Origin of the sequence: Microbacterium sp. DWRC1-3, from assembly GCF_049896645.1 — a bacterium.
In the GTDB taxonomy this organism is placed as follows: domain Bacteria; phylum Actinomycetota; class Actinomycetes; order Actinomycetales; family Microbacteriaceae; genus Microbacterium; species Microbacterium maritypicum.
Window position 1 is genome coordinate 303,049 of the sequence record NZ_JAFCUS010000001.1, and the last position, 14,267, is coordinate 317,315.

At 68.1% G+C, this 14,267-nt stretch carries 13 protein-coding genes and 1 tRNA gene; 9 read left to right on the top strand and 5 right to left on the bottom strand.

The features are described 5' to 3' along the window. Window positions 1–69 precede the first annotated feature (69 nt). The gene (gene leuA / locus ACP699_RS01455; RefSeq protein ID WP_055867695.1) at window positions 70–1,824 is read left to right on the top strand and encodes a 2-isopropylmalate synthase; all 1,755 of its coding nucleotides are present in this window, start codon (window positions 70–72) and stop codon (window positions 1,822–1,824) included. A 152-nt stretch (window positions 1,825–1,976) separates the two neighbouring features. On the opposite strand, the gene ACP699_RS01460 is transcribed toward leuA, so the two are convergent. Continuing rightward, a complete protein-coding gene (locus ACP699_RS01460; protein ID WP_055869141.1) occupies window positions 1,977–2,675 on the bottom strand; it encodes a trimeric intracellular cation channel family protein in 699 nt (232 codons plus the stop codon). A 34-nt stretch (window positions 2,676–2,709) separates the two neighbouring features. On the opposite strand from ACP699_RS01460, the gene recO reads away from it, so the two are divergent. Further along, window positions 2,710–3,453 carry a DNA repair protein RecO gene (recO, locus tag ACP699_RS01465; RefSeq protein WP_055867697.1) on the top strand — a complete coding sequence of 248 codons (744 nt, stop codon included), beginning with the start codon at window positions 2,710–2,712 and terminating at the stop codon, window positions 3,451–3,453. Beyond that, window positions 3,450–4,253, top strand: a complete 804-nt coding sequence (locus ACP699_RS01470) for an isoprenyl transferase (RefSeq protein WP_055872405.1) — start codon at window positions 3,450–3,452, stop codon at window positions 4,251–4,253. The genes recO and ACP699_RS01470 overlap by 4 nt, the downstream gene beginning before the upstream one ends. Here ACP699_RS01470 and ACP699_RS01475 read toward each other — a convergent pair. Beyond that, window positions 4,193–4,804 (bottom strand): AAA family ATPase, encoded by a 612-nt coding sequence (locus tag ACP699_RS01475; RefSeq protein ID WP_055867701.1) that lies wholly within the window; start codon window positions 4,802–4,804, stop codon window positions 4,193–4,195. The genes ACP699_RS01470 and ACP699_RS01475 overlap by 61 nt on opposite strands. 69 nt (window positions 4,805–4,873) lie before the next feature. Here ACP699_RS01475 and ACP699_RS01480 point away from each other — a divergent pair, with 69 nt between their 5' ends. Beyond that, complete coding sequence (locus tag ACP699_RS01480) at window positions 4,874–5,560, top strand: DsbA family oxidoreductase (RefSeq protein WP_055867703.1); 687 nt, start codon at window positions 4,874–4,876, stop codon at window positions 5,558–5,560. Here the strand turns inward: ACP699_RS01480 and ACP699_RS01485 are convergent. After that, a complete protein-coding gene (locus tag ACP699_RS01485; RefSeq protein ID WP_017830381.1) occupies window positions 5,557–6,051 on the bottom strand; it encodes a glutathione peroxidase in 495 nt (164 codons plus the stop codon). The two genes, ACP699_RS01480 and ACP699_RS01485, sit on opposite strands and share 4 nt — an antisense overlap. A gap of 60 nt (window positions 6,052–6,111) precedes the next feature. Here ACP699_RS01485 and dusB point away from each other — a divergent pair, with 60 nt between their 5' ends. From dusB to ACP699_RS01510, 5 genes are all read left to right on the top strand, one after another. Continuing rightward, window positions 6,112–7,266 (top strand): tRNA dihydrouridine synthase DusB, encoded by a 1,155-nt coding sequence (gene dusB, locus ACP699_RS01490; RefSeq protein WP_055867704.1) that lies wholly within the window; start codon window positions 6,112–6,114, stop codon window positions 7,264–7,266. After that, the gene (locus ACP699_RS01495) at window positions 7,256–8,641 is read left to right on the top strand and encodes a deoxyguanosinetriphosphate triphosphohydrolase (RefSeq protein WP_055867706.1); all 1,386 of its coding nucleotides are present in this window, start codon (window positions 7,256–7,258) and stop codon (window positions 8,639–8,641) included. Before dusB ends, ACP699_RS01495 begins: the two co-directional genes overlap by 11 nt. Further along, window positions 8,641–10,500, top strand: a complete 1,860-nt coding sequence (gene dnaG, locus ACP699_RS01500; protein ID WP_055867709.1) for a DNA primase — start codon at window positions 8,641–8,643, stop codon at window positions 10,498–10,500. The genes ACP699_RS01495 and dnaG overlap by 1 nt, the downstream gene beginning before the upstream one ends. A 36-nt stretch (window positions 10,501–10,536) precedes the next feature. Further along, window positions 10,537–11,310 (top strand): ATP-binding cassette domain-containing protein, encoded by a 774-nt coding sequence (locus tag ACP699_RS01505; RefSeq protein ID WP_017830385.1) that lies wholly within the window; start codon window positions 10,537–10,539, stop codon window positions 11,308–11,310. A 97-nt stretch (window positions 11,311–11,407) separates the two neighbouring features. Then, a tRNA-Asn gene (locus tag ACP699_RS01510) sits at window positions 11,408–11,483 on the top strand. Between the two features lie 121 nt (window positions 11,484–11,604). Here ACP699_RS01510 and ACP699_RS01515 read toward each other — a convergent pair. Together ACP699_RS01515 and ACP699_RS01520 are read right to left on the bottom strand one after the other, a co-directional pair. After that, window positions 11,605–13,041 carry an APC family permease gene (locus ACP699_RS01515; RefSeq protein WP_055867711.1) on the bottom strand — a complete coding sequence of 479 codons (1,437 nt, stop codon included), beginning with the start codon at window positions 13,039–13,041 and terminating at the stop codon, window positions 11,605–11,607. A 52-nt stretch (window positions 13,042–13,093) separates the two neighbouring features. Further along, window positions 13,094–14,191: an alcohol dehydrogenase catalytic domain-containing protein gene (locus ACP699_RS01520; protein ID WP_055867714.1), complete on the bottom strand. Its 1,098-nt coding sequence runs from the start codon at window positions 14,189–14,191 to the stop codon at window positions 13,094–13,096. Window positions 14,192–14,267: the final 76 nt, after the last annotated feature.

The following is a 14,267-nucleotide window of genomic DNA, read 5'->3' on the forward strand; positions in this document are numbered from 1 at the left end:
AGCTAGGGCCTTCCTCGTCGCGGCGCTTGTGTTGGCCCGTTCATCTTGACGAAGAGAAGAAGCCCCATCATGCAGAACACTCAGCGCCCGTCCGCGATGCCGATCCACAAGTACCGGCCGTTCCACGAGCAGATCAACGTCCACCTGCCTGACCGCACTTGGCCCGACGCCCGCATCACCGAGGCGCCCCGTTGGTGCGCGGTCGACCTCCGCGACGGCAACCAGGCCCTGATCGACCCGATGTCGCCCGAGCGCAAGCGCGTGATGTTCGAGCTGCTCGTCAGCATGGGGTACAAGGAGATCGAGGTCGGCTTCCCCTCGGCGAGCCAGACGGACTTCGACTTCGTCCGCCAGCTCATCGAAGAGAACCTGATCCCGGACGACGTCACGATCCAGGTGCTGACCCAGGCTCGTGAGCACCTCATCGCCCGCACCTACGAGTCGATCGCCGGCGCGAAGCAGGCCATCGTGCACCTCTACAACTCCACGAGCGTGCTGCAGCGCGAAGTCGTGTTCCGCACCGACAAGCAGGGCATCATCGACATCGCGCTCGAGGGTGCACGCCTGTGTCGTCAGTTCGAGAAGACCATTCCCGACACGAAGGTCTACTACGAGTACTCGCCCGAGAGCTACACCGGCACCGAGCTCGAGTTCGCCGTCGACATCTGCAACCAGGTGATCGAGGTCTTCGAGCCCACCCCCGACCGCAAGGTCATCATCAACCTGCCGGCGACCGTCGAGATGGCCTCGCCCAACGTCTACGCCGACTCGATCGAGTGGATGAGCCGCCACCTCGCGCATCGCGAGAACGTGATCCTGTCGCTGCACCCGCACAATGACCGCGGTACCGCGATCGCTGCCGCTGAGCTCGGCTACATGGCCGGCGCGGACCGCATCGAGGGCTGCCTGTTCGGCAACGGAGAGCGCACGGGCAACGTCGACATCGTCGCGTTGGGCATCAACCTGTTCACCCAGGGCATCGACCCGCAGATCGACTTCAGCGACATCGACCAGGTCAAGCGCACGGTCGAGTACTGCAACCAGCTGCCGGTGCCCGAGCGCAGCCCGTGGGCGGGCGACCTGGTCTTCACCGCGTTCAGCGGATCGCACCAGGACGCGATCAAGAAGGGCTTCGAGGCCATGGCGGTTCGTGCCGAGGCCGAGGGCGTCACGGTCGACGACATCGAGTGGGCGGTGCCGTACCTGCCCATCGATCCGAAGGATCTGGGGCGTTCGTATGAGGCCGTCATCCGCGTCAACTCGCAGTCCGGCAAGGGCGGCGTCGCCTACCTGCTGAAGGCCGACCACGCCATCGACCTGCCCCGCAAGCTGCAGATCGAGTTCTCCGGTGTCGTGCAGGCGAAGACCGATGCCGAGGGCGGCGAGGTCACGAGCGACCAGATCTGGTCGATCTTCAACGACGAGTATCTGCCCGCCGCCGACACCGCGGCCAAGTGGGGACGCTTCGAACTGCTCGCGACGCAGACCCGCAGCGATATGTCCGGCGAGGTCGTGCTCGACGTCGTGCTGCGCGACGACGACCAGCAGGTGTCTGTCACCGGCAACGGCAACGGTCCGGTCGCTGCCTTCGTCGAGGTGCTGCGCGCACAGGGCTTCGACATCACGGTGTACGACTACGTCGAGCACGCTCTCAGCGCCGGCGGTGACGCGCAGGCCGCGGCCTACGTCGAACTGCAGGTCGGTGACCAGCGTCTGTGGGGCGTCGGCATCGACGGCGATATCTCGACGGCATCGCTCAAGGCGATCGTGTCGGGAGTGAATCGCTCGATCCGCACGCGTCAGCAGGAGCTCGCGGCGGTCTGATCGTCCTCGCACAGGCGACGGCGGCCGGAATCCCCTGCGGATCCCGGCCGCCGTCGCCTGTATCTGCGCTGACGGTCGTCCGCGCAGGGCACGTCGGCGCGTGCGGTCTCCTCGTCCTCACGGCGTGAGCCGGGCTCGGGATGCCGCCCGCGTCAGAGGTCGATGCCGGGCTTGACGATCGCGATGGCACCCGTCTCGGCGGCGACCTTGCGACGGTAGATGCGCCGCTGCTCCGGCAGGGAGACGTCGAAGGTCACAGCGAGGACCCGGATGACAGCGGTGACCGCGATGCCGACGACCGCGGCGAGTGTGATCGGCATCCCCAGAGCGACGGCGATCACGATGAACGTGCACCCCGCGCCGGCGGCCACAGCGTAGAGCGAGCCGACGTGCATGATCGCGGTCGGCAAGCCCATCAGCATGTCGCGGAGCACGCTGCCGCCGACGGCGGCGCAGACGCCTATGAAGACGGCCGGCACCTCGGGGATGCCGAATGCGAGGGCCTTGCTCGTCCCGAAAGCGCCGAACATGCCGATCACCACGGCATCGAGCACGACGATCGCCGTGTTCAGGCGGGTGAAGAGGCCGGACAGCAGCATCCCGAGGAGCGCGGCGCCGCCTGCCGTCACCAGATACCACTGGTTCTGGAGCGTCGCGGGCGTCTGTCCGAGCAGGATGTCGCGGATCAGACCTCCGCCCATGCCGATCATGATGCCGATGATGGCGACACCCAGCCAATCGAGCCGACGCTGGCCCTGGAACCCCGATGCGAACATCGCGCCCTGGACCCCGCCGAGGCCGACGCCGAGCAGGTCCGCCCACAGCGGAATGGTGAAGAGCGGTTCGGTCACGCGTCCATTCTCGCGCACGGAGGATAATCGAAGGGTGCCCACCTATCGAGACGAAGCGGTGATCCTGCGCACCCACAAACTCGGTGAGGCGGATCGCATCGTCACGATGCTCTCGCGACGCCACGGCAAGGTCAGGGCGGTGGCCAAGGGTGTGCGCCGGACGTCGTCGAAATTCGGTGCCAGGCTCGAGCCGTTCATGGTGGCCGACGTGCAGCTCTACCAGGGTCGCTCCCTCGATATCGTGCAGCAGGCCGAGTCGCTCGGCTCCTACGGAACGGACATCGCCGCGCACTACGACCGCTTCACCGCGGCGAACGCCATGGTCGAGACCGCCGACCGCCTGAGCGACGCGGAGGCGACTCCCGACCAGTACCTGCTCCTCGTGGGTGGACTGCGGGCGCTATCGCGCGGTGAGCACGTCGCCCGGAGCATCCTCGATTCGTACCTCCTGCGGGTCATGTCGCTGTCTGGGTGGGCGCCCTCGCTCGACGAGTGCGCACGGTGCGGCACACCAGGGCCGCACTCGCGGTTCGTCGCGCAGCTGGGCGGCGTGGTGTGCCAGAACTGCGCCCCCGCCGGCAGCCCGCGCGTCGCCGAGAAGACACTGGGCCTGCTCCGATCTCTCATCGCGGGGGAGTGGGACGTGATCGACGCCGCTCCGCACGCCGACACCGCCGCTGCGTCCGGACTCGTCTCCGCCTACGCCCAATGGCACCTGGAGCGCGGCATCCGCTCGCTCGCCCACGTGTCCGACATCACTTCAGGAGGAGAACGGTGAGCCCGAAGCCGTACACGCACAAAGACGCCGTGGCCTATCGCCCGCTGGACTGGACGGGCGTGCATCCGCCCGCGTTCCGCGCCGTACCCGCGCACGTCGCGATCGTGATGGACGGGAACGGACGCTGGGCCAACCGCCAGGGACTCACTCGCATCGAAGGACACAAAGCGGGCGAGGAGGTGCTGCTCGACGTGGTCGCCGGCGCGATACAGGCGGGAGTGAAGCACCTCTCGGTCTATGCCTTCTCCACCGAGAACTGGGCGCGCTCTCCGGAAGAGGTCCGCTTCCTCATGGGCTACAACCGCGATGTGCTGCATCGCCGTCGTGACCAGCTCAACGAATGGGGCGTGCGCATCCGCTGGGCCGGCCGCAAGCCCCGGCTGTGGGGGAGCGTCATCAAGGAGCTGCAGTACGCCGAGCAGCTGACCCGCGACAACGACGTGCTCACCCTCACGATGTGCGTGAACTACGGCGGCAGGGTCGAGCTCGTCGATGCGATGCGGGCCATCGCCGAAGACGTCGCCGCCGGGCGCGTGAAGCCCAAGGCGATCAGCGAGAAGATGATCCGTCGGAACCTCTACGTGCCCGACATGCCGGACGTCGATCTGTTCCTGCGCAGCTCGGGGGAGCAGCGCACCTCGAACTTCCTGCTGTGGGAGTCCGCATACGCCGAGATGGTGTTCCTCGACACGCTCTGGCCCGACTTCTCACGTGAGGAACTGTGGCGGGCGATCGGCGTCTACCTCGCCCGGGACCGCCGCTTCGGCGGCGCGATCGACACTCCTGACGCGTCGGCCTGAGACCGCAGCCATCGCTCCGTCTCCCGCGGATGCCGTAGCCGCACGACGGTGAGGTGCGGGAAGCGCTCCTGCATCTCCGGGAACCGCTCGTGCCATTTGTGCAGTGTCGCCCTCTGCCACGCCAGGATGTTCTCCTCGGGATCGCGGTTGAGGAGGTTCCACGGTCCCTTCTCGCGGTTGCCGTTCCAGAGCTCTCGCCGCAGGATGCCTCGGGCCAGGGTGCGCCGCATCAGACGGCCGCGCACCACACGGTAGGGGTAGTCGAGCCAGAGCGCGAGCTGGGCGCGCGGTGCGAGGATCGCGTCGGTGCCCTTGCTCGTGTACTGCCATTCGGTGACCCATCGATCCTCGGCGGCGAAGGCGCGCACGTCGTCGAGGAACTCGGGCCTCGGAGTCCAGTTCGCCCCGTGGAACAGGCCGTCGATCTCGATGTGGCGGAGCCCCCACAGTGCGCCGATGCGACCAGACAACGTGGTCTTCCCTGATCCGGAGACGCCGGCCACCAGCACCCGCTCCGGGGTGAACGGGAGCGGATCGTCGGCGCAGAGCATCCGAGAATCCTACCCACCGTGGCGCGGCGCCGAGGAATAGCTCATAGGCGCATGCGGTTGGATGAAAGTGTGACTGAACCCATCTCCATCGACATCTGGTCCGACATCGCCTGCCCCTGGTGCTACATCGGCAAGCGCAACCTCGAGAAGGGTCTCGAAGCGGTCGCGGCCGATGAGGATGCGCCGCAGGTCAACATCACCTTCCATTCGTTCGAGCTCTCGCCCGACACTCCCGTCGACTTCGACGGTGACGAGGTCGACTTCCTCGCCGGGCACAAGGGCATGCCGCGCGAGCAGGTCGAGCAGATGCTGTCGAACGTGACCGGCGTGGCCGCGAACGCGGGGCTCGAGTACCGCTTCGATCTGCTGCAGCACACCAACACGGTGAAGGCACACGAGCTGCTGCACTTCGCGAAGGCCGAGGGGCGTCAGCACGAGATGGAGGAGCGGCTCATGTCCGCCTACTTCACCGAGGGCAAGCACGTCGGGCGCATCGACGACCTCGTCGACCTCGCGGTCGAGGTCGGCCTCGACGCCGATCGAGCACGTGCGGCGCTCGAGAGCGAAGAGTTCCTTCCGGCCGTTCGCCAGGACCAGGCTCAGGCTCGCGCCTACGGCATCCAGGGCGTGCCGTTCTTCGTCGTCGACGGCCAGTACGGCATCAGCGGCGCCCAGCCGCCCGCCGCATTCGAGAACGTCCTTCGCGACCTCTGGTCGAAGCGCGGAGAGAGCGAGACGGAGACCGCAGCGGTCTAGCGGGTCAGAGCCGCTTCGATCGCGCTGACGATCTCGGGGGCGTCCGGCTTCTGCTTCGGGCGGAAGCGCAGGACGTCCCCGTCCGGCAGCACGAGGAACTTCTCGAAGTTCCACTCCACCCGGCCGGCCTTGCCACCGGCGTCCGGGGTCTCCTTGAGCGCCTTGTAGAGCTCCGCGGCGTTCTTCCCGTTCACCTTGACCTTGTCGTTGACCGGGAACGTGACGCCGTAGGTCGTCGAGCAGAACTCGAGGATGTCGTCCACCGAGCCGGGCTCCTGGCCGAAGAACTGGTTGCACGGGAAGCCGACGACCGTGAACCCGCGGTCGCCGTACAGACGCTGCAGCTCCTCGAGCTGCTCGTACTGGGGCGTGAGGCCGCACTTGGAGGCGACGTTCACGACCAGCACCACGTCGGCGCCGAGATCGTCGAGGGTCTTCTCCTCGCCCTTCGCGTCGGTGAACGGGATCGTGCGGAGCGCGGAATCGGTCATACTTCACAGCTTAGATCGCAGCATCCCTCGTGGCTCTGCGTCTGGGAGAATGGAGGGGACATGACTCTCGCCACCGCCCCCGCCCGCCCCCTTCGCATCGGTCCGATCGATCTCGACGTGCCGGTCGTCCTCGCCCCCATGGCGGGGATCACCAACACCGCCTTCCGGCGTCTGTGCCGTGAGTACGGCGCCGGGCTCTATGTGAGCGAGATGATCACCTCGCGTGCCCTGGTCGAGCGCAACGAGACCACGATGCGGCTGATCCGCCATCACGAGTCGGAGACGCCGCGGTCGATCCAGCTCTACGGCGTCGACCCGAAGACCATCGCCGAGGCGGTGCGCATCATCGTGGCCGAGGATCACGCTGACCACATCGACCTCAACTTCGGGTGCCCGGTGCCGAAGGTCACCCGCCGCGGCGGGGGAGCGGCGCTGCCCTGGAAATCGAAGCTGTTCGCCGACATCGTCGACCAGGCCGTCAAGGCCGCAGGTGACGTGCCGCTCACGGTGAAGATGCGCAAGGGCATCGACCGCGATCACCTGACGTTCCTCGACGCCGGGCGCGCGGCCGAAGATGCCGGTGCGGCTGCGGTCGCCCTCCACGCCCGCACCGCGAGCGAGTTCTACTCCGGCTTCGCCGACTGGAATGCCATCGGCGAGCTCAAGCAGGCCGTGACGAGCATTCCTGTGCTGGGCAACGGCGACATCTGGTCGGCCGACGACGCGGTGCGCATGATGGCCCAGACCGACTGCGACGGCGTCGTGGTCGGACGCGGCTGCCTCGGACGCCCGTGGCTGTTCGGCGAGCTGGCGACGGCTTTCGGCGGTGAGGGCAAGACCGTCGATGCCACGCTCGGATTCGTCGCGAACGCCTTCCGGCGTCACGCAGAGCTTCTCGTCGAGTTCTTCGAGGATGAGGACCGCGGGTGCCGCGATGTGCGCAAGCACGTGTCCTGGTACTTCAAGGGGTATCCGGTCGGCGGCGACATCCGCACGGGGCTCGCCACCGCGTCCAGCCTCGCGGAGATCGACGACTTCCTCGGGCGCCTCGACCACACCGCGCCGTACCCAGGCGCGGATGCCGAGGGCCAGCGCGGTCGGTCAGGTCACCCCAAGCGCACGGCGCTGCCCGACAAGTGGTTGGAGTCTCGGGAGCTCGCATCGTCGGCCTCCGAGATGATGCGTGGAGCGGAGATCGAGAACAGTGGTGGTTGATCCCCAGGTCGGCCTGCGTGCCGACGGCTATGACGCACGCGACGCCGAGCGCTTCTTCGCTGAGACCCACCGTTCCGAGCGCAACGACTTCGCCCGCGACCGCGCGCGGGTGCTGCATTCCGCAGCGCTGCGCCGGCTCGCCGCGAAGACGCAGGTGCTCAGCCCCGCCAGCACAGCCGACTTCGCGCGCAACCGCCTGACGCATTCCCTGGAGGTCGCACAAGTCGGGCGTGAGCTCGCGGTCGCCCTCGGCGTCTCGGCCGATGTCGTCGACACCGCGTGCCTCAGCCACGACCTGGGCCACCCTCCCTTCGGCCACAACGGCGAGCGGGCGCTCAACGAATGGGCTGAGCCCATCGGAGGGTTCGAGGGGAACGCGCAGTCCTTGCGCATCCTCTCCCGACTCGAGGCGAAGGTCCTCGACGACGATGACCGCTCGGTCGGACTGAACCTCACCCGCGCCAGTCTCGACGCCACGTGCAAGTACCCGTGGACGGTCGACAGCCCGGTTCCGGACCCGGGTGGTCGCCTGAAGTTCGGCGTGTACCCCGAAGACGAGGCGGTCTTCCGCTGGATGCGCGAGGGGGCACCGGGGCGTCTGCGCTGCATCGAGGCCGAGATCATGGACCTCTCCGACGACATCGCCTACTCGGTCCACGACTTCGAGGATGCGATCGTCAACGGCTACGTCGACGTCGCCCAGCTCGCCGATCCGCGCCAGCACGATGCCCTCGTCGGACGCATCCAGCAGTGGGTGGGCTACGACTTCACGCGCGACGAGCTCGCCGATGCTCTGTACCGCCTGGCATCGCAGCCGATGTGGCTGTCGTCGTTCGACCGCTCCCGTCAGGCACTCGCCCGACTCAAGAACCTGACGAGCGACCTGATCGGACGTTTCGCCCGTGCCTCGGTCTCCGCCACGAAGGAGGCGTACGGCTCGACCGCCCTGGTGCGCTACAACGCCCACGTCGTCGTGCCACGCGTGATCGAGGTGGAGATCGCGGTCCTCAAGGGCATCATGGGCCAGGCGATCGTCACGATCGAAGCCCGCAAGGGCGTCTACAAGGAGCAGCGACGCGTGCTGAAGCGGCTCGCCGACGCCCTCTGGTCGACCGACGCGCTGTGGTCCGCGGGCTCCGATGTGCTCGAGCCTGCATTCGCGGCCGACTTCGTCGCCGCGCAGAACGACGCCGAGCGCGCCAGGGTCGTGGTGGATCAGATCGCGAGCCTCACCGACCAGAGCGCGATCGATTGGCACAACCGGCTCGTCGGCGAGATCGATCCGGCCGAGGTCGGGATCTGGACTCCGCGTCACCCCCGTCCGGGCGCGCAGGCGCACGCCGAGCGGCTGCCCGTGGTCGAAGGGGCGCACTGATGCCGCGGATCCTGCAGGCCGACGTCGACGAGGTGAAGGCGCGGACGAACATCGCCGACATCATCGGTGAGCGTGTGGCTCTCAGATCGGCCGGGGTCGGATCCCTCAAGGGACTGTGTCCCTTCCACGACGAGAAGAGCCCGAGCTTCCATGTGCGCCAGCAGGTGGGGTACTACCACTGCTTCGGCTGCGGGGAATCCGGCGACGTCTACTCGTTCCTGCGGGAGATGGACCACGTCAGCTTCACCGAGGCCGTGGAGCGTCTCGCCGGGCGTATCGGATACACGCTGCATTACGAAGACGGGGGAGCGGCTCCCGAGACCAGCGGTCGCAGCCGTCTGTACGCTGCCAACACCGCGGCGGCGGAGTTCTTCCGTGCGCAACTGCTCACCCCCGATGCCGAGGCCGGGCGTCGCTTCCTGGGCGAGCGCGGGTTCGATGCTGGTGCTGCCGCGCATTTCGGAGTCGGTTTCGCCCCGCGCGGGTGGGACGGGATGCTCAAGGCCCTCACCGCGCAGGGATTCACGCGTGAGGAACTCAGCAACGCCGGTCTCGTCTCGACGGGGCAGCGCGGCGTGTACGACCGCTTCCGCGGGCGGCTGGTGTGGCCGATCCGGGACGTGTCGGGACAGACCATCGGTTTCGGCGCGCGCAAACTGTTCGACGACGACCAGGGGCCGAAGTACCTGAACACCCCCGAGACGCCGATCTACAAGAAGGCGCAGGTGCTCTACGGGCTCGACCTCGCCAAGCGCGACATCGCTCGCGGGGATCCTCGCCGTGTCGTCGTGGTTGAGGGATACACCGATGTGATGGCCTGCCACCTCGCGGGTCTCACGACCGCGATCGCCACCTGCGGCACGGCGTTCGGCACCGAGCACATCAAGGTCCTGCGCCGGGTGATGGGCGACGACAACGCCTCGGGCGAGGTCGTCTTCACCTTCGACGGAGACGAAGCGGGACAGAAGGCGGCCCTGCGTGCATTCACGGAGGACGACAGGTTCAACGCGCAGACTTTCGTCGCCGTCGCCCCTGACGGCATGGATCCGTGCGACCTGCGACTCCAGCGCGGAGATGCGGCCGTGCGCGGGCTGATGGACGCGAAGCAGCCGATGTTCGAGTTCGCGATCGACCGCAAGCTCGGCGGCTTCGACCTCTCCACCGTCGAGGGGCGGGTCGGTGCGCTGCGTGCGGCCGCGCCCATCGTGGCCGAGATCCGCGACCAGCTTCTTCGTCCGGGATACGAGCGGGTGCTGGCGCGCCGGCTCGGGATGGATCCCACCGAGGTGCGCAGCGAGGTCGAACGCGCGGCACGCGGCGCGTCGACTCCGCAGCAGGTGCGTCGGGAGGCTCCGCTGACGGATGCGGTGACGGGTGCTCCCGTCGTCGCTCCGGTCACTCTGTCGAGCCTGCCGCGCAGCCCCGACGTCGCCGTCGAACGCGACGCGCTGATGGGCGCCCTGCAGTACGGCCATCAGGTCGATCAGGCCCTCCTCAACAGGGCGTTGGAGGCGCCGTTCCGGACCCCCGGTCTCGACGCCGTGCGCGAGGCCGTCGCCGCCGCCCCCGACCGCACCAGAGCCGGGTGGGTGACCGAGGCGGTGAACAGCGTCCGTGAGCCCTACCGTTCGCTCGCGGGGGAGCTGCTGATGACGCCGTTCCCCGCCCGCGACGAAGAGCGAGCCGTCGCCACCGTGGCCGACCTCACCCGTCGACTCGTGCTCCGTCAGCTCGAGCGCGAGAAGCAAGAGCTCCTCGGTGCGGTGCAGCGAGTGCCCGCGGATTCCGACGGAGGCCGCGCGCTGCGGATGCGGTTGCGCGACATCGATGCGGAGCGTCAGCGCTTCGCCGAGTCGTAACCCCGACCGGCATCGCGCAGAGGGCAGGATGGAGTCATGTCCCGCAGGCCCGAATCCACGAACGCGATCGATTGCTCTGATCTGGTGATCGACCGCATCGGCCACGGGATGCCGACGCGTGCCGTCGACGGCGTCACCTTCTCGCTCGCGCCCGGCGGTCTGATCTGCGTCGCTGGGCCCACCGGCTCCGGCAAGTCGACGCTGGTCGCCGCCCTCGCCGGCTCCACCGATCCCTCGGTCAAGGTCGTCGGAGGGAGGGCCCAGGTGTGCGGCGTCGATGTGCGCCGGCCTGGCCGCAAGCACCGGATCCTCACCTATCGCACCGGATTCGTACCGCAGGGTGCGGGCGCCGACCTGCCGCCGCGGCTCACCGTGAACGAGGTGATCGCGGAGCCGATCCTCATCCGCGAGCGTCGGGTGAACACGAAGGCGCTCTCGATCCGTGTGGCGACGCTGCTGGACGAGCTGCACCTGCCCCTCGGCACGGCGGCGAAGTTCCCCTATGAGCTCAGTGCCGGCATGCGTCAGCGTGTGGCGATCGCCCGCTCGTTCGTCTTGGAGCCGAAGGTGCTCATCGCCGACGAGGTGCTCGCGAACCTCGACCTCGAGGTGCGGCCGGTCGTCTTCGATGCGATCACCCGTCGCCGCAAGGAGCAGTCGATGGCCGCTCTCCTGGTGACCAACGACGCCGACTTCATCCGCGAGCTGAATGCCGAGACTTTGATGCTCCGCAGTGGGCACGTGGTCGCCCGTGGCGTGGGCAAGGATCTGCTCTGGGTGCCGAACGCGGAGTCGGATTCGCGGCACTGAGTCCGACACGCCCGGCATCCCCGAACGGCGCCTCGGTGTCGTGAACACCTCCCGGAGTTTGCTAAGCTTGTCGAGTTGCCCGCTCAGCGGTGCACATTCCTCGGTAGCTCAATTGGCAGAGCAGCCGGCTGTTAACCGGCAGGTTCTTGGTTCGAGTCCAAGCCGGGGAGCCAACGAGAGAAGCCCCCTCCACGGAGGGGGCTTCTCTCGTTTCCCCGTGAAGTCGAGCAATGGGCTGGACGCAGAAGAGCCCCTTCGATGGAAGGGGCTCTTCTGCACGGCGGCGAGAGAGGATCAGCCGACGCCCTCCATCGCACTCGTCTCGGTGTTGCCGATGCGGGCGATGACATCGGGGCGACGACGCGCCAGGTAGGCGTATCGCGTGAGGGCCAGGGCCACCGTCGCCAGGAACACGTACGGGATCACGTTGTAGGGGAATGCCGGCACCGGCCAGACGTTCGCGAAGAACACGTACCCCATCGTGACGACGGCGACGGTCGCGCACGCCTTCACGAGGCCGTTGCGCATCTTCGCCCGCTGCGTGTAGACGACGCAGGCGATCGCGACGAGGGCGTAGGCCACCATGTAGCCGTAGGTGCCCCAGGTGTTGACCCAGACGAGGATCTCTCCGGTCGCGGCGCCCGAGACCAGCAGCACGATGTCGACCGCGACGGCCGCAGCGCCGGCGATGATGAGCACGCGGTGCGGCGTCAGATGCTGCTCGTGCGTGCGCCCGAACCGCTCCGCGACGACGCCCTCCTTGCCCATCACGTAGACGATGCGTCCGATCACGTTGAGCGGGGCGACGACCACGGCGAAGAACGACGCGGAGACGCCGAACGTGAGCACGGCGGCGAACCAGCCCGGCATGCCGATCAGGGCCGACATGCTCTCCAGAGGACTGGACGAGGTGGCCAGATCGTCCCCGAGCACGGTGATCTGCGTGTACGCGGCGAAGACGTACAGCACACCCACGCCGAGCGCGCTCCACATGATCGCGCGGGGGATGGCCTTGTACGGCTCCTTGGCCTCACGACCGAGCGCGTCGGCCGAGGAGAAGCCCACGAAGCCGAGGATGCCGAGCACCATGCCGGAGGCGACGCCCTGGAACGACGAACCGGTGGCGAGCACCTGCGCGGGGTCCCACGCGGCCGGGCCGGCCCAGACGAGGGCGGCGATCAGCAGCACGAGGATGATCCCGACCGAGACGAGCTCGAGGACGAGCGAGACGCGGGCGGACAGGCGGATGCCGCGGATGGTGAACAGCGTCGCCAGGCCGCCGAGCACGATGGCGAGACCGATGTCCCAGCCGAGTCCCTGTGCCGGGAGGCCGAGCATGCTCAGGAACTGCGCCATGTAGCTAACGGATCCGCTGAGCGAGGCCGCGGCGATGCCGAAGCAGCCGATCAGCAGCGTGACGCCGGCGAGGAACGCGCCGAACGGGCCGAGTCCCTTCGAGACGTAGGTGTAGAGGGACCCGGCCGAGGCGTGCTTGCGGGCGAACACCACCACGCAGTAGCCCACGCACAGGATGACGATGGTGGCGAGAGCGAAGGCGTAGATGGTGCCGTTACCCGCACCGAGGAAGATCGCCGCTGCGGTGAAGGCGATGACGGCGCTGGGGGCGATGTTGGCGATGGCCTGGGCGGCGAGTTCGGGTCCGCTCATGACGCCGGTGCGAAGACCGGCATCCTTGGGTGCGCCAGGCGGGGCGACGACGGTGTCTGACATGGTTCTCCTGGATTCGGGTTTCAGGGGTGGGGGTGGGGTCCGCCGAGGGCGGTCAGGGGATGAGGAGCGTGCGAAGCGCGGATCCGGCCTCGAGGTCGTCGAGCGCGGCGGCGGCTTCGGACAGCGGGCGCCGCCCCGAGATCAGGGGATCGATCTTGAGCTGGCCGTCCATGTACCGGTCGACGAGAGCGGGAACGTCGATCGAGGGGCGCACGGAGCCGTAGTTCGAGCCGAGGATGCGCTGATCGGCCTCGGCCAGGACGAGGGGCTCGAACGATGCGCGGGCGCCCGTGGGAGGAAGCCCGACGATGACGGCGGCGCCGCCGAGACCGAGCATCTGGATCGACTGCTCGGTCGTGGACGTGCGACCGATCGCGTCGAACGCGTAGTCGACGCCGTCGGGGATGAGCTCGCGCAGCTGGGCGACGGCGTCACCCTGCGACGCGTCGATACGGTCGGTCGCACCGAACTGCAGCGCCATCTGGGTCTTCTCGGGACGCACATCGATCGCGACGATGCGCTCGGCGCCGGCGAGTCGTGCGCCCTGGACGACGTTGAGTCCGACGCCGCCGCAACCGATGACGACGACGGTGGAGCCGGGCTCGACGGCGGCTGTGTTGAGCACCGCGCCGACGCCGGTGGCCACGGCGCAGCCGACGACGGCGACGACGTCGAGCGGGGCGTCGTCTCGGACCTTGACCGCACCGGATGCGGGAACCACGACCTCCTCCGCGAACGAGGAGACGCCGAGGTAGTGGTGCAGCGGTTCACCGTCGCGGCTGAGGCGGGACGTGCCGTCGAACAGCACTCCGAGGGGAGCGACGACCGTGGCGACTTTCTGGCACCGGGCCTCGTGACCGGCTCGGCAGTAGCGGCACTCACCGCACGGCGGTACCCAGCTCAGGACGACGTGATCGCCGACAGCGAGGGTCGTGACACCTTCGCCGAGTTCGGTGACCACGCCGGAGCCTTCGTGGCCCATGACCAGGGGAGCGGCGGCATCCCACTCGCCGCGCTTGACGTGCAGATCGGAGTGGCACACGCCGGCAGCGGCGATGCGCACGCGCACCTCACCCGCGCGCGGGGGTGCGAGGTCGACGTCGACGAACTCGATCGGTGACTGGGGATCGCGGAAGACAACAGCTTTCATGACATCCTTCGGGTGGAGAGGGGATGCCGACGATGCTAGGAGAGTGCTGACCGTCGGGCATCCGACAAATATGTGG